This is a genomic window from Bradyrhizobium sp. 195 (assembly GCF_023101665.1).
GTDB lineage: Bacteria > Pseudomonadota > Alphaproteobacteria > Rhizobiales > Xanthobacteraceae > Bradyrhizobium.
In genome coordinates this window covers 1,597,878-1,612,933 of sequence record NZ_CP082161.1, presented here as the reverse complement: position 1 = coordinate 1,612,933, position 15,056 = coordinate 1,597,878, and the positions used below count along the sequence as shown (strand labels likewise).

The 15,056-nt window shown below is 57.8% G+C and carries 9 protein-coding genes and 4 pseudogenes; 1 reads left to right on the top strand and 12 read right to left on the bottom strand.

The features are described 5' to 3' along the window. Positions 1-12 precede the first annotated feature (12 nt). The 9 genes and pseudogenes from IVB26_RS07540 to IVB26_RS07505 all read right to left on the bottom strand — a co-directional run. Positions 13-2,091 carry a hydantoinase/oxoprolinase family protein gene (locus tag IVB26_RS07540; protein ID WP_247973096.1) on the bottom strand — a complete coding sequence of 693 codons (2,079 nt, stop codon included), beginning with the start codon at positions 2,089-2,091 and terminating at the stop codon, positions 13-15. A 75-nt stretch (positions 2,092-2,166) separates the two neighbouring features. Then, positions 2,167-3,435, bottom strand: coding sequence for an aspartate aminotransferase family protein (locus IVB26_RS07535; protein ID WP_247971136.1), 1,269 nt, complete (start codon positions 3,433-3,435; stop codon positions 2,167-2,169). Positions 3,436-3,684: 249 nt separating this feature from the next. Continuing rightward, positions 3,685-4,656 carry a MurR/RpiR family transcriptional regulator gene (locus IVB26_RS07530; protein WP_247971135.1) on the bottom strand — a complete coding sequence of 324 codons (972 nt, stop codon included), beginning with the start codon at positions 4,654-4,656 and terminating at the stop codon, positions 3,685-3,687. A gap of 187 nt (positions 4,657-4,843) precedes the next feature. Next, the gene (locus IVB26_RS07525; protein WP_247971134.1) at positions 4,844-5,752 is read right to left on the bottom strand and encodes a fumarylacetoacetate hydrolase family protein; all 909 of its coding nucleotides are present in this window, start codon (positions 5,750-5,752) and stop codon (positions 4,844-4,846) included. A gap of 13 nt (positions 5,753-5,765) precedes the next feature. Beyond that, positions 5,766-7,235 carry an FAD-binding oxidoreductase gene (locus tag IVB26_RS07520; RefSeq protein ID WP_247971133.1) on the bottom strand — a complete coding sequence of 490 codons (1,470 nt, stop codon included), beginning with the start codon at positions 7,233-7,235 and terminating at the stop codon, positions 5,766-5,768. A gap of 356 nt (positions 7,236-7,591) precedes the next feature. After that, positions 7,592-7,903 (bottom strand): DUF2274 domain-containing protein, encoded by a 312-nt coding sequence (locus tag IVB26_RS07515; protein WP_247971132.1) that lies wholly within the window; start codon positions 7,901-7,903, stop codon positions 7,592-7,594. Continuing rightward, a pseudogene (locus IVB26_RS07510) lies at positions 7,900-8,210 on the bottom strand (TrbI/VirB10 family protein); the annotation flags it as partial. The gene IVB26_RS07515 and the pseudogene IVB26_RS07510, both read right to left, overlap by 4 nt. Beyond that, entirely contained in the window at positions 8,164-8,658 is a 495-nt protein-coding gene (locus tag IVB26_RS43465; protein WP_458309338.1) for a transposase, read from the bottom strand. The pseudogene IVB26_RS07510 and the gene IVB26_RS43465, both read right to left, overlap by 47 nt. Beyond that, positions 8,651-9,560: pseudogene (locus IVB26_RS07505) on the bottom strand (IS3 family transposase); the annotation flags it as partial. The pseudogene IVB26_RS07505 and the gene IVB26_RS43465, both read right to left, overlap by 8 nt. Positions 9,561-9,684: 124 nt before the next feature. Between IVB26_RS07505 and IVB26_RS07500 the strand changes: the two are divergent. Beyond that, entirely contained in the window at positions 9,685-10,920 is a 1,236-nt protein-coding gene (locus IVB26_RS07500; protein WP_247971131.1) for an IS701 family transposase, read from the top strand. A gap of 167 nt (positions 10,921-11,087) precedes the next feature. Here the strand turns inward: IVB26_RS07500 and IVB26_RS07495 are convergent. The 3 genes and pseudogenes from IVB26_RS07495 to IVB26_RS07485 all read right to left on the bottom strand — a co-directional run bounded on the left by IVB26_RS07495 (position 11,088) and on the right by IVB26_RS07485 (position 14,534). Then, positions 11,088-12,153 (bottom strand): annotated as a pseudogene (locus IVB26_RS07495) (IS630 family transposase). Between the two features lie 99 nt (positions 12,154-12,252). Continuing rightward, positions 12,253-13,004: pseudogene (locus IVB26_RS07490) on the bottom strand (IS5 family transposase). 132 nt (positions 13,005-13,136) lie between these two features. Continuing rightward, positions 13,137-14,534 (bottom strand): LLM class flavin-dependent oxidoreductase, encoded by a 1,398-nt coding sequence (locus IVB26_RS07485; RefSeq protein WP_247971130.1) that lies wholly within the window; start codon positions 14,532-14,534, stop codon positions 13,137-13,139. Positions 14,535-15,056: the final 522 nt, after the last annotated feature.

The window sequence follows — 15,056 nt, the reverse complement described above, 5'->3', positions numbered from 1 at the left end:
TCCTTCATCGCCTTATGCTCGAGCGCCGGCGTGAGCGATGGACACGTGATAATTACCCGCTTCAGTCATCGTGACCCGATCGCCTGGGCCGACGAAGATCGTGGTGGTGGCCTCCTCGATCACCGCAGGGCCAACCAGTCGCTGACGCGGCGTAAGGATTGTGCCGTCATAGACAGGGATAGTGGCAAATCCAGTCTCTCTATCGATCCACACGTGCCGTCGGGACTGCGGCACCGGATCTTCAGCAGCTGGGCGAGCGCCAGTGATCTCGAGCGGATCCAGCCTGCCAATCGCCGCAACGCGCAGGTTTACGATCTCAATTGCCCCACCGGCCTGCACGTATCCAAATAGACGCTCATAAGCGGTCTCAAAGTTGGCGCGAACGATTGCCGGATCGGTCGAAGGACATTCAATAGCAACTGTCCATTGTTGGCCGAAGTAGCGCAGATCGTAGCCACGCCGGAGAACTGCGCGAGTCCCCTTGAAGCCTTCCCGTGTCAGGATTTCGCCGGCCGCCGCCTCAATCTGTTGGAACCCGTGCTCAAGCGCGTCTCGTGACGAAGCGGTCTTGCTGTCAAGGTCCTGCAGCCAACTTCGCAGATGGTCATGGCGAAGATCCGAATTGCACATGCCGAAGGCGCAGAACACGCCCGCAAGACGCGGCACGTACAAGCTTGAACTACCAAGCAGTCGAGCTGCCGCTGAGCCATGCAGAGGCCCCGCGCCACCGGCCGCCACAAGCGTAAAACTCCTCGGATTGTAGCCCTTCTCGAGAGAAGAACGTTCCACCGCGTGAAGGATGTTGCGTTCAACCAGCTGGAGGATGCCGGCGGCGGCGTCTTCCACGCTTAGCTTCAAAGGCTGAGCGATATGGATTTCAATCGACTTCTTCGCCTTGTCAAGATCCAACGTAATGGCGCCCCCGGCGTACGGACCGGGCTTAAGTCGACCCAACACCAGCTGGGCATCCGTCACCGTTGGACGTTCACCGCCGCGGCTGTAGCAGGCGGGGCCTGGCATCGAACCAGCACCTTCTGGCCCAGCTTTCAGAAGGCCGGCGCCGTCTACCGAGGCGATGGTCCCGCCTCCCGCGCCGACCGTGTGAATGTCGACCGCGGGAATATTCAGATGGTAGCCGTCCAGCACGATCTGGTCGGTCATACTGACCTCACCGCGCTGCATCAGGGTGACATCACAGCTTGTGCCGCCGACCTCTATTGAGATCAAATGGTCCGAATCAGCATCCTTTCCGAAGAACCTAAGCGACCCAACGCCGGCTGCAGGACCTGACAAGACCAGATTTACTGGCGCATGGCCAATCTCGTCGACTGAGATTGCACCGCCGTTCGACTGGATCATCAGCAGCTTGCGCGCCAGCCCCAATGCAGTCAGTCGCTCGGCCAAGCGTTTTAGATAAGGAACAACCCGCGGGGCCACGTATGCATTGACGACGGTCGTCGAGGTTCTTTCGTACTCCCCGATTATTGGAGCGATCTCCGACGATGCGGTCACCCATACTTCGGGAAGGAGCTTCTGCAGTTCGGCCTTCGCGGCCCGCTCATGTGCGGGATTTACATAGGCATGCAGAAAGCAAATCGCGACCGCCTCTACCCCTTCCTCCGCAAAGACGCGCGCAGCTGCCGCGACGGATGCGGGATCAAATGGAATCCGGACCGTACCATCAGCCTCTATCCGCTCAGTGACCGGCAGCCGAAGATATCGAGGAACGAGGACTTGCGGAAACGGCCGACGGTGATCCCAAACGTCTTCTCGGATTGACCGACGGATCTCCAAAGAGTCACGAAAACCATCGGTCACCAACAATCCGACCTTCGCTCCTTTCTTTTCCAGAAGCGTGTTCGTGGCAACGGTTGAGCCATGAACGAACAAGCCTGTGTTTGCGAGAAAGGCCTTAACGCTACTATTCAGAGATCGAGCAGCCAGCTCAACTGTCGCGAGGACCCCCTCCGTGGGATTTGTGGGAACTGATGGCGACTTGAATGCCTCTACCCTCCCTCGAGCGTCAACGAGAACAAGATCGGTAAAGGTGCCACCAACATCAACTCCAACTCGAAAAGGCGCAACTAACATTGAGTGGGTTCCATAAAGCAATCCCGATTCTAGCCTTGGCCGCCAAAGTGTTGCATTTGCGCTTGCGGCCGCCGATCAGCTTCCAGCGACGCTTTCATGCCCCGCCACTTCCTTGGCAACGACAGCGACCAACTTGTCCGCGATAAGGGAGATCTCAGCCTCCGTCATAGGGGTCGATAGCGCGCCGGAGCAGTTCGGGGTGAGCAAGATGCCTTGATCCAGCATCGCAAACTGTATCCGGCGAACGAGTTGAGCTTTCTCTGGGTTGGCATAGGCCGTCCTGTAGCCGGTGACATTAGTGGCCCCCAAATGAAGCCTGAAAAGCGACCCCATTCCCGTAAGGGTGGCCTCGACACCAGTTGCAGAGAAGCCGTCTCCTACCTTACTGCGGAGTCGATCGCCCAATCCGTTCAGCCGCTTGATAGCTGACTGCGAGTAGTGCGTAAGAGATGCGAGCCCCGCCGCCATGCTCAGCGGATTGCCACTGAATGTGCCCCCCATCGAGACTTTCGGTTTGCCCTCGGCGTGATTGAAGACCGACATTCGATCGGCAGATCCAGAGACGGCTCCGATAGGCAAACCTCCGCCAATGATCTTTGCGGTCGCGGTCAGATCCGGTTCAAGGCCGAAAGATCGGGACGCTCCATCGAATGAAAGACGGAAGCTGATGACCTCGTCCGCGATCAGCAAAATTCCATCACGCTGACAGGCCTCGCGCAAAACAGCCGTCGTCTCTCTCGACATTGGCACCGTTCCCGCCCGAGAGGCGAGAGGATCGAAAACGATTGCGGCCAGAGATCGCCCCTCGCGGCGAAGAATGTCGGCGCAACGCTGAGGGTCATCGTAGGGCAACACGACCGTTTCGCGCAGAACCGACTCTGGCGCCCCCACACTAGACCGCACCGAAGCGGGATTGCCGTTCTCATCATTCCAGTTGGCTGGCGTCGGGTCGAGACTGACCTCCATCCAGTCGTAGGCGCCGTGATAGCAACCCTCGAATTTTGCGACCCTCTCTCTTCCAGTGATGGCGCGCGCCCCCTTTAGTGCAGCAAGCACTGCCTCTGTTCCGGAGTTACAGAAGCGCGTCTGCCCCATCCTTGGATTGCGAGCAGCCAGCGCCTCGGCAAGCAAGATCTCGCCCTCAGTCGGCAACCCGAATGCCGTACCTCCGGCCATCGCGCGGCGCACCGCATCAAGGATCGGGGGAAACGCATGACCGTGAATAAGCGAAAAGAAGTTGTTAGCACAATCGAGTATTCGCCGCCCGTCTATGTCAAAGACCCAGCATCCCTCACCACGCGCAGCATAGGGAGGGTGCGGCTTGAACCATTGAGCGGCGCGCATTGATCCGCCCGGCACGACCCTGGCTTCGCGTAAATAGGCGGCGGCAGACCGCGACTGTGCTTGAGACGCAAGCACCCCTGCGCCAACTCCTCGACCTGGACCCGTCATTCGCACTCTCCGGAAAATCAGATGAGCCAATGAACAACATGATCCATGTTTATGTCAAGTGGATCATCTGATCCACAAGCAACAAAAATCGACCTACTGCAGCGCCGAAGCCCCACCGCTCGAAGTGATCCGCGGGTTGGGCTAACGCTTTTTCCGTTGATATTTTGCCGCCGGTTTTCGCAAAACCGCGGGCGCCGGACGCCGGCGCTTGATAAGTTTTCCAGAGAGGAGATATTCGCCAGATGCGTGCAAGAACCGCTCGTTTTCGCGAATCCTGGTTTGCGCAGGCTCACCTAGACGGCCGATTGCTAAGGCGGCGAGAAGATTGGCTATGGCAATTGCCCCGAGGTTCGACTCTGGAAATGCCTGTCCGGACGTTTGCGCGACAAAATGCAGACCTTCAAGCTCGCTCACAGGCGCAGCGAAGCTATCGGTAATTGAGATTATGTGCCCCCCCGATTGCGCGGCCTTCTCAGCGAGGCGATGAACTACCCGATTGAAGGGTGCAAAAGTTACCGCCACAAACGCATCGCCGGGCAAGAGGTCCTCTAGAAGACTTTCGGGTGCTCCTCCCGGGCTGTCTAACAGGATCACGTTTGGCCGCGCCTTTCGTAAGGCATATGCCAATGTGTAAGCTGGAGTGAATGTAGTCCTTCTGCCACAAACAAATATCTTTGGCGCATTCGCCAGAAGACCGACTGCTTCGGTGACCTTCTCCTCGGACAGATGCGCACGAGCTCGCCTTACAACATCGAGCTCCGCTGCGAAAAACGATTCGATGATGTCATTCAATCGGGCGCCTTCGCCCATTTTATGGATTAACGATCTTGCGGCTTGTTCGTTGCGGGTTGTGGACAGGCGATCCCTCTGCTGACGATCGCGCATCGTGTCGATGAAACGCTGCCGCAGGTCGCCGTAGCCGGGCAATCCCATGCGCTGGGCCAGCCGGACGAGGCTCACGGGCGGTACGTTTGCCCGCCGAGCCATCTCCCGCATCGAGTGGAAGGCCGCTTCATCCGGATTGTTGATGAGATAATGAGCCGCCTCGACGGCCTGACCGGACAAATCGACGCAAATTTCCTTGATTTCCTCAATCAGATCCACTGAACCCACGCGGCATCTCCTATCCCGCCAATCCAACTGACCGGGAGGCATACTCTAGCGATGCCTTTCGGATATGGCCATCCGTCTCTTGTCACACCACGTAGACGCGCGGAACACTCTTCAGCGTAAGGCAGTTACGCCGGGATCATCAGTTTGGCTGTTTGGCGCAATCACCTCTGCAAGCTAACGGCCCCGCTCATTCAAGAGAGACGTCCGAATCGCCAAGAAGATCGACACGCTTAAGCCGGTTTCTCAGCTCCCCCAAACCTGTCGCGCGTACGATAAGCTCGTCACCTTCGACCAGGAAGATTGGCGGAGTGCGAGCAAAGCCTACGCCGCTTGGTGTGCCCGTTAGCAGTACGTCTCCAGGCCTCAATGTCATCCCGAATGAGAGCTCCGCAATCAGCTTTTCCAGCGGAAAAGCCATCTGGGAAACCAGAGCGTCCTGGCGAACTTCTCCATTCAACAGGCATTGAAGTCTCACTGTACCGAGATCCACTTCGTCAGGGGTCACGAGGTATGGGCCGATTGGCATTGTCCCATCGATGCTCTTGCCCTTGAGCCACTGTCCGCCGTGCCGGCGCTGCAAGTCCCGCTGCGAAACATCATTTGCCAGGCAATAGCCGAAGATGTGGGCCGCAGCCTCGCGCTCGGGGATGCTGCGGCCGGCCTTTCCGATGACCACGGCCAATTCTGCTTCGTAGTCCCATTTCGTCGAGATTCTCGGGTCGAATGCGATGGGATCGCGCGGTCCGATAACGGTATCGGGACCCTTCGTGAAGAAAGTTGGCGTCTTCGGCAGCTCTTTGATCTCCTGGCTGGCGCGCTTCTCTTTGCCTTCGTTAAAGTGATCCAGATAGTTCCATCCCGTGCAAAGGATATCACGGCGAAAGCGCCGAATGGGAGGAAGGAGGGGCAGATCCGCGAGTGGCACGTGCTCAGCTTCCTTCTCGCCGACCAGTCGTTCTATTTCGACCAGCGCTTCGGGCCCACCTTCTACGATTGGCAAGAGATCGCCAAATTCTTTCGGCAGCAGGATGGCTGTTTCGCCCGATACCACTGCGATGCGCGCTGCATCGCGATGAACTACACACACAAGCTTCATCTGCTGATCTCTTTCAGAGGGTCACGTTTGCAGCCGCATCAATACGGTGCGTGCCCAGCACCTTCCCGGGATTCATGATGTTACCAGGATCGAAAGCTCTCTTAATCTGAGCCATCATTTGTAGGTCAACATCGCTTTTAAAGTGCTCGAGCTCCTCGATGTGCATCAGTCCAACCCCGTGTTCGGCGCTGATGCTGCCGTCCAGGTCAACACTTGCTTCATGAACAATGAAGTTGGCGCGTGCAGCCGCCGCTTCCCGTTTCTCGTCAGAGTCATAGAACCCTCTATCGAACACAATAATGACGTGGATATTCCCGTCCCCCACATGACCGGCATAGTATACGTCGGCGGCTTTGAATTCCTGCTTGAGCCGCTCGTCCACTTGTTCGATAAAGACCGATATCTTCGAAATGGGAACGGACGTGTCGTTGGCGACAGAGAAGCCCTTTCGCATGTTCGCTTCAGAGATCGAATGCCTCAGCCTCCATAGACGCTCGGCTTTTTTGGAATCTGAGGCAATCACAGCGTCACGAACCAACCCTCGCTCGACCGCCCCAGCTAGAACTTGCTCAAATAGCTCGTTTGGATTCCAACTAATGCTGCTGTCGGCAAGCTCGATCAGGACATACCATGGCGAGGAAAGCGGCATCGGCGACGACTCTTCGTGGTGCGCGAGAACATTCTCGAGCTGTCCCTTGGACATGATTTCGAACGCCTCGACCTTGCCTCCTGCGCCATGCGCAAAAACCCTCAGAAGGTCGACCGCCGCCTGTATGCTTGGCAGTGACACCATCGCCGTTCCGCTATTCGTCGGCTGCGGAAAGAGCTTAAGCGCTGCGGCAGTTACGATCCCCAACGTTCCCTCCGCTCCAATGAAGAGCTGCTTGAGATCGTATCCTGAATTGTCTTTCCGTAGAACCTTCAGACCATTCCAGATTTGGCCGTCCGGCAAGACTACCTCCAAACCCAACACGAGGTCTCGCATATTTCCGTAGCGCAAGACATTTATGCCACCAGCGTTTGTCGAAACCAGGCCGCCAACTTGACAACTACCGACACTACCAAGCAGCATTGGAAACAGCTTGCCAGCCCGCTCTAAAGTCTCTCGAAGAGTCGCCAATATGCATCCGGCTTCAACGATGACCGAATTGTTTAGATCGTCTATCTCTCTAACCCGGTTCAGTTTTGAAACGTTGAGGATCATTGAAGGACGATCGTCGAGGGGGACAGCGCCTCCGGTCATTCCGGTATTTCCCGCCTGTGGAACTATTGCTATCCCGAGACTGCAACACAACTTAACTAGTTCCGAAACCTGCTCCACAGTTGTAGGCAAGGCTACGGCCAACGCTTCGCCCCTGTAACGGCGGCGCCAATCGATGAAGTAGCTAGCCGTCTGGGAAGGCGACGCAAGAATTCCCTTAATTCCGGTAATCTGAGTTGCGGCCGAAACCAGCCGTTGACGCATCTCGCTTATGTCGGACATGGCCTTAAGCATTCTCCAGTCGTTGCGGCATGAGCTTATGAACCATTTGGTTCTACATTTTGTCAACAGGCTCACTCGTTCCATTTTTACTTGACATGGTTGGCGGTTAATTGCGACGCTGAACCATGGTGTTGCATCGGCGCTGCTGCGTCGATTACTGCAGCCGATTAGACACCCATATTTGGAAGAAAAGGCGTGCACAGGTGATCTCCGGTCCACTGGGGCTGGCGGAGGTGAATGGAGGTGTGGAACCGAGGATTAAGAAATCGTTGGAAGGCGCGACTGGCGCCACCTATCGGGGAGTCACCTATCGCGATGCATGATGCCGAGGGACCGACGCGACTGAGCTTCCGCGCCTATTGGCGGCAGGACAACTGCAATCCAGCGCTGCGTTCACCTCGACCTGCTTCGCGAGCGCTTCCGGACCTCGGCCGCCCCGGATCGGACTGTGCAGCATTTCGTCGGGCTTTGGCAAAGGCAGGGTCGGGTGCCATGAAGCGCTCGATCATCGGCGCGACCAGTCTGGCGGGCTCGACCGGCGTCGCGCCACCGTTCCGCGTCAGAGTATCGGCATAGCTTTTGAGATCCCAGAAGACCGCCGCCGGCAACTCGACGGTGAGCTTGACCGGCTTGTCGTCTTCGAGCGGCCCAAGCTTGAGTTTTGTCACCGTGTTCGGGTAGCCAGCACCAAATCGCGCGTGACTATTACGCGGACCGGGAAACCCGGCCGGTTGGTCAGCATCCACTGAATGTTAAGCTGGCGTTGCACGATCTGCTGGCCAGTCTGGCTGATGATGTTGGACGCGCTGCTGCGGATTGCTTGAACGAGGTTGTTCTCGTTCTGGCTCGTGCCCGCCTCGGCTCCGACGCTGAGCATGGTCGAATCGAGCGCAGGCTTGAACAGCACGCCCAGTGGTCGATCTCGTCCTCAAGCCCGGCATAACCGCCGGTGTCGGCGCCGGGTTGGCGCTCTAGAGCGTGCTGGCATTAAATTCGATAGCCTGATTTTTGAGGTGGTTGGCGCACTCCTCGGAGGTGAAGGCATCGAGTGCATGGCCGATTGCGGCGCAGACACGGTTCGTGCGGCAGCTTTGCGGAGCAGGTGCTTGAGCTTGGCGAAACCTGTTCGATCGGGTTCAAGTCGGGCGAGTATTTTCGGCAGGAAGAGGAGTTTGGCGCCGACTGAACGGATGAGCTGGCGAACTGCTTTGCTCCTGTGGCTGCCGAGCTTGTCCAATCGAAGGATGGGCAGAAGAATCTTCTCGACATAGGTGCGAAAGCTCCCGCCATCGAACGGCCCCTCGATAAACCTTGGCGCATCGATCCGGTCATGGCGCAGGGCGGCCAGGAGGGTCCATGGTCTTCCAGCGGCCGTGAGGAACCTTGGCGTGAAGTCTGCGCCGGCGCGGCGCCCAGAAGGCATTCTGCATGGGCTTGCCCGGCGCGATGTAGTGCCATGCCACGCGGCTCTGATCTGCCCATGTCAGGGTGGCGTTGCTGGTGAGCTCGCTGCCGTTGTCGCTGACCACCATCTTCGGCTTGCCGCGCCCAATCATCAGCCGGTCCAGCTCCCGCGCCACCCGGGTGCCCGAGAGCGAGGTGTCGGCCACCAGCGCCAGGCACTCGCGGGTGCAGTCGTCGACCACGGTGTGAGGATAGGAAGCGGCGACCATCGGTGAGCTGATCCGATACGAAGTCGAGTGACCAGCTGTCGGTCGGCGCCGTCGGCATCGTCATCGGCGCCCGGGTCCCGATCGCCCGCTTGCGGCCGCCACGACGACGCACCGCAAGCTTCTCTTCCTGGTAGAGCCGGAACAGCTTCTTGTGGTTGATCACATAGCCCTCCCGCTTGAGCAGAACGTGGAGGCGCCGATAGCCAAAGCGGCGGCGCTCCTGGGCGATCACCCTCATCCGTCGGCGAAGGCCGGCATCGTCCGCCCGGGTCGTCTGGTATCTCATGGTCATGCGACAGCAGCCGATGGCTTTACACGCCCGCCGTTTGCTCATCCCCGAAGGCGTCTCGGAGATGGGCGACAGCTTTCCGCTTGGCCGCGGGCGTCACCATTTCCTTCCCACGAGGTCCTTCAAGGCGGCGTTGTCCAGCATGGCGTCGGCCAGCAACCGTTTCAGCCGCGTGTTCTCATCCTCCAGCGTCTTCAGCCGCTTGGCCTCCGAGACCTCCAGCCCGCCGAACTTGGCCTTCCATTTGGAGATGCTGGCGTCGCTGACGCCATGCTTGCGGCACAGATCGGCGACCGACACGCCGGCCTCATGCTCCTTCAAGATCCCGTTGATCTGCTCTTCCGAAAAGCGGCTGCGCTTCATGCTCTGGTCCTTGTCGTGGGCCAGAACGAACTTCAAACTGGATTAAACCCGCGGGGCAAGGTCACCTGTTCTCGCCCTAGCATTACATTGCCTTTTTTGCGGGCTTCTGAATCCATGGGTAACCATGATTCGAATGTCGTGGACGCGGGCCGCGTCGGTTGAGGAGACGCTTGCGTTGTGGGCGGCGTCGCTTCGAGAGGTCAAGCAGCGGATACGTCCGTTGTTCACGCAAGAGCGTGTGGCGACGAATGCAGGCCTGTTCCTGGAAGGTCTGCTCGGAGATGAGCAGCGCAAGACCGGTTGGATGGGCGCGGAGGCGGCTGGCGATCCCGGCCCATGGCGGCAGCAGGCGATCCTGGGTCGCGGGGATTGGGACGCTGAGGCCCTGCGCGACGTCGTCCGGGACTATGTCATCGAGCACTTGGCGGATGACGATGCGGTGCTGGTGATCGACGAGACCGGCTTTCTCAAGCAGGGTAAGGCCTCGTGCGGAGTGGCGCGGCAATACACTGGTTCGGCAGGGAAGATCACGAACTGCCAGATCGGCGTCTTCGCTACCTACGTTTCGCGTCATGGTCATGCGTTCATCGATCGCGCGTTGTATCTTCCGAAGGAATGGACCGACGATCCAGATCGTCTGGAAGACGCATACGTGCCTGCCGATGTCGGCTTTGCGACCAAACCAAAGCTTGCGACGAGAATGATCGCACGTGCGATAGCCGCGTCTGTACCATTCAAGTGGGTTGCCGGTGACACCGTCTACGGTGTTGGCGATATCGAACAGCAGCTACGGCGGGCAGGCAAAGGCTATGTGCTCGGGGTCAGCAGCTCTCATGTCTTCCGATCCTGGGGCAAGCGACCGCCGGTCGCCGGCAAGGCCGAAGACATCGCCCGGACGCGGCGCCCGTCCGACTGGAAGCGCTTGTCGGCGGGAGCCGGAATCAAAGGACCGCGGCTGCATGACTGGTGTTATCTCGAACTGGCCGATCTCGAGGTCGAGCAGTTCAACAGCGCAAATGATGGTTTATGGACGCGCGGTCTGCTGATCCGTCGCCATATCGCCGATGGCGATCTCGCCTTCTTCACCACCTGGTGCCCAGCGGGAACATCAATTGAAATGCTGGTCGCGGTCGAAGGCCATCGATGGGCGATCGAGGACAGCTTTGAAACCGCGAAAAACGAGTTCGGGCTCGATCACAACGAGAGCAGGTCCTGGCATGGCTGGCATCGCCACGTGTCCCTGGTGATGCTCGCCTTCGCCATGATGGCGGCGATCCGCCATCGCGCCAATCCGCCACCGCCCAAAAAAACCAAACGCCGCCCCGCGGCAAAAGCCAAAGCACACCCACGCCGCCGCTGATCCGTTGGTCACTCCAGGAAATCCGCCGCATCGCCACCAGGCTTGCTCGAAAGCGGATCCAACCCGCGCATGTCATTGCATGGTCATTCTGGCGCAGAGCTCACCAGGCTGCCGCTCAGCGCGCTCACTTCAAATCAAAAAGACAACTGTAATGCTAGTACTCGGAATCAGAGCTGAGTGATACGGCGGCCTTTGAAACGGCGTTGACGGACCTTTTTCTTGGTCCAGCCAAAGGGCTCGGCTTTGTCGTTGTAGGCGTTGACGTAGGCATCGATGTGTTCCTGAAGCTGGTTGATGTTTGTGAAGGAGGTGCCGCTAAGTGACTGCCCCTGCAACATCGAGAACCAGACCTCGACCTGATTGAGCGAGGACGCGCTTGTCGGCGTGAAGTGAAATTGCACGTTGGGGTGGGCCTTGAGCCAGGGCTCGTTCTTCTTGTGGGTGTTGAGGTTGTCGAGGATGACGTGAAGCTTTCGGCCCCGAAAGGCCGCGGCGACACTGTTCATGAAGTCGAGAAACTCGACGCGGCGACGGCGTTTTGAATGCGTCGCGTTGATCTTTCCGGTGGCGACTTCAAGCGCCGCAAACAGTGTTGTCGTGCCATGTCGCTTGTAATCGTGGCTCTGGCGTCAAGGCGCGGCCATTGGGCAACTTCAGGCAACCCTGCGCTCGCTCCAAGGCTTGGATCGAGGGCTTCTCGTCCACGCATAGCACAATGGCCTTCGCGGGCGGGGCGACGTAGAGGCCGACAACATCGGCGGCTTTGGCCGTAAAGTTCGGGTCGTTGCTCTCGCACCAAGACTTGCGAGCCGCGAGGTCAATCTTGTGGCTGCGCAGGAACCGCCAAACATATTGGACGTCAACATCGCCGAGCGCCTCGGCCAGCAGAGGGCCGGTCCAGCGCGCAAACCGTTGCGGGGCCGGCTTATCCAGCAGCTTCAGAATCCGCTTGTCGGTGACCTTCGTATAGATCGGCTGCTTGCCGGGCCGCGGCTTGTCTTGCAGCCCTTCAAGGCCATGATCGGAATAGCGGTGCCGCCAAAGGCTGACCATCCGAGGCTGGACCCCGACTTCTTTGGCGATCGAGCAGGTGCTGCGTCCATCCGCCGCCAACAGAACGATCCGCGCTCGCTTCAAATCGCGCTGCAACGTCAGCGGCGATCGACAACACGCCTCAAGTACCTTGCGATCTTTCCGCGAAAGGTGGACTTCTCTTGCTTCGGGATCATTCATATCTTGAATCACGACTCACGATCCAAGAAAAGTGGGTACTAGCTCGCTTGGATCCCCTTATCGGGCTCCTAGCCGAAGGGGGCTAGGTCGTGTGGACAATTACCTTAACCAGAGCAGGGTTGCGGCGATAGTTACGATGGCAAAGTAATTTCGTGCGGTCTTTTCGTAACGGGTCGCGACACGCCGGAACCGCTTGAGTTTCGAGAAGCAGCATTCGATCAGGTGACGCTCGGCATAGAGTGGTTTGTTGAGCGGATATTTGATTGCCCGCGAGGGGTTGTTCGGAATGACGGCTTGAGCGCCCTTTGCGGCGATGGAAGATCGCAGCGCATCGGAATCGTAGGCTGCATCGCCCATTACGACCTCGGCTGGAAGCCCCTCGATGAGCGGCTGGGCCTGAGGCGCATCACCGGCTTGCCCCACTGTTAGGAAGAAACGGACCGGGCAACCCAAGCCGCGGACAGCCATATGGATTTTTGTCGTCAGGCCGCCGCGCGAACGTCCGATGGCCTGATTTTGAGTCCCCCTTTTGCGCCGCTGGCGTGCTGGTGGGCGCGGACGATGGTGGAGTCAACGATCAAGTACTCAAAGTCCGGATCATCTGCGAGCGCTTCGAACATGCGCAGCCAAACCCCCTTTGCGCTCCACCGGCTGAAGCGCCGAAACGCGCTGTTCCACTCGCCGAACGCTTCGGGCAGATCACGCCACGGCGAACCGGTCCGCACGATCCATAAAACGCCCTCGACGAACATGCGGTTGTCGCGGCCCGTCGAGCCACGCTGGTCCGGCCGACCGATGATCAAGCCGGAGATACGATTCCATTGCGCATCGCTCAGGACGAGCCGTTCCATGACACCCAAGGCTTCCTCCTAAAAGAAAGCCTTGAATCACATTCAATCCGATTTGAGAATCCCAAGAGTCCACACGACCTAGGAGATCTATCAACGGCCCTCTCCCTAAGCGTAGCCCGCGCACAGATCAGCTCAATCGCGCGAGAGAAGCCCCGCTTTGTTGCTATCGGATGCGCTGGTAGACCCACCCACACACGATTGTGTGAACGAATTGAGTGGTCGCTTGAGACCGAGATTCTCTCTTAGAGTCTGTCCCGAGTATTTGGATCTGAATTTTCCTCGTCGCCGCAATTCCGGGACAACAAGCTCAATGAAATCCTTGAGGCCATCGGGAAGCGTCGCCAGACACAAATTGAAACCATCGGCTGCACGTTCGTCAAATGTGTCCACCATAGCTTGAGCAATTTCGTCGGGCGTCCCAACAACCATCAAATGTCCTGAACTGTCAGATATATAGCCTATCAGCTGTCTCCAAGTATATTTTCGGCGAGCGGCTAGTTCCAGGAGTAGCTTCTGTCGACTTTGGAATAAATTCGATTGCGGCAGCATGTCGGGCACGAGCGAATCAAGGTCGACCGAACGCAGGTCCTTGACGAAACCTAACCATCGCTCAGCGACTCCGGTTAGAACGTCGATATGCATAAGGGAATGAAGCCTTTCAAGCTTATCCGACGCTTCCTGCTTGGTCCGCCCGACGATCGGGACAAGACCGGGCATAACTAATACCTGATTGTCTTCTCGCCCAAATGTGTGCGCTTTCTCCTTGAGAGCCGTGTAGTACCTCTTTCCGTTCTCGCAACAAGGCTCCGCGGTGAAAATGACCTCTCCAATTTCTGCAGCGAATGCCATTCCGATGTCGGACGCACCAGCTTGAACCAACACGGGATATCCTTGCGGCGGTCTTGCAGTGTTCAGTGGACCTCTTACTGAAAAGCACGGGCCTTGGTGGTCGAGCGTATGCAGCTTGTTCGTATCGACAAAGACCCCGCTTTGCTTATCGCGAATGAAAGCATCATCCTCCCAGGAGTCCCAAAGACCCTTGACTACTTCGACAAATTCTCTCGCTCGAGCATAGCGTGTGCTATGATTTGGCAATTCCTTTTCGCCAAAGTTTGCCGCTTCGAACTTGTAACCCGAGGTGACAATATTCCAAGCAGCGCGCCCCCGCGAAAGCCGGTCGAGCGAGGCGAGCATTCGCGCAATATGATATGGCTGATTGTACGTCGTGGTCGCCGTCGCAACAAGGCCGATATTTTTTGTTCGCGATGATAGTGCTGACAGTAGGGTCATTGGCTCGAATCCGTCGTGTCGACTTCTGCGAGCTATGGTGGCGTGAGCCTCATCTGTTACGCTCGGACTATCGGCGCAGAATATGAAGTGAAATGCAGCAGTTTCCGCAAGGGCTGCGAGATTTGCAAAATAGTCGATATCAATTCCGCCATTCGCTGGCACGCGCGGATCGCGCCATGCAGCTTCATGGCATCCCGCTTGAAGAACCATCACTCCGAGTGTCATTTCGTCGTACCGCATGCCGCACCTCCTCGATCGCAGTAAGATTCCTTTAACGTCTTCCAATGGCACGAGCAAAACGAGCAGCATCGGCCTCGCAAGCAGCCATCTGAGCATACGAAATGGTCTAATAAAAAGACGACATCCAGAGCGGCTTAGAAGCGAGGCGCCGAGCGCCGCGCCTGAGAGACGATGAAAGACGAACTGTTAACGAGCGACATCTGAATGCGTCCAATCGTTTCTAGTCAGCGCGTTTAGGCGATTAGCCCTCCTTGAATTGGGCTATCAAACTCACTGCAAGCGACTTCCCAAATGCGAAGTTTGATGGGTCTCATAGCATACAATATCGTTACACGCTCTCAGCTCTAACTCAACCACCAGCATCGGTAGGTGGCGCGAAATACACGCTCATGGCAAGCGCGAGTTTCTTCAATCGAAAGTGACTGGTACGACGCGCCATCGCCGCAGCGAAGAAGCGCGTGCGACATAGTGAGCGGGTAGAGGCCGATCCACCGAGAGATCCAAATCGAATGAACGGTCGTG

Bases quoted from the DNA above. Each gene is read 5' to 3' on its own strand.
- IVB26_RS07540 (WP_247973096.1), bottom strand. From the start codon at position 2,091: ATGTTAGTTGCGCCTTTTCGAGTTGGAGTTGATGTTGGTGGCACCTTT.
- IVB26_RS07535 (WP_247971136.1), bottom strand. From the start codon at position 3,435: ATGCGCGCCGCTCAATGGTTCAAGCCGCACCCTCCCTATGCTGCGCGT.
- IVB26_RS07525 (WP_247971134.1), bottom strand. From the start codon at position 5,752: ATGAAGCTTGTGTGTGTAGTTCATCGCGATGCAGCGCGCATCGCAGTG.
- IVB26_RS07520 (WP_247971133.1), bottom strand. From the start codon at position 7,235: ATGTCCGACATAAGCGAGATGCGTCAACGGCTGGTTTCGGCCGCAACT.
- IVB26_RS43465 (WP_458309338.1), bottom strand. From the start codon at position 8,658: ATGCCTTCTGGGCGCCGCGCCGGCGCAGACTTCACGCCAAGGTTCCTC.
- IVB26_RS07500 (WP_247971131.1), top strand. From the start codon at position 9,685: ATGATTCGAATGTCGTGGACGCGGGCCGCGTCGGTTGAGGAGACGCTT.
- IVB26_RS07485 (WP_247971130.1), bottom strand. From the start codon at position 14,534: ATGCGGTACGACGAAATGACACTCGGAGTGATGGTTCTTCAAGCGGGA.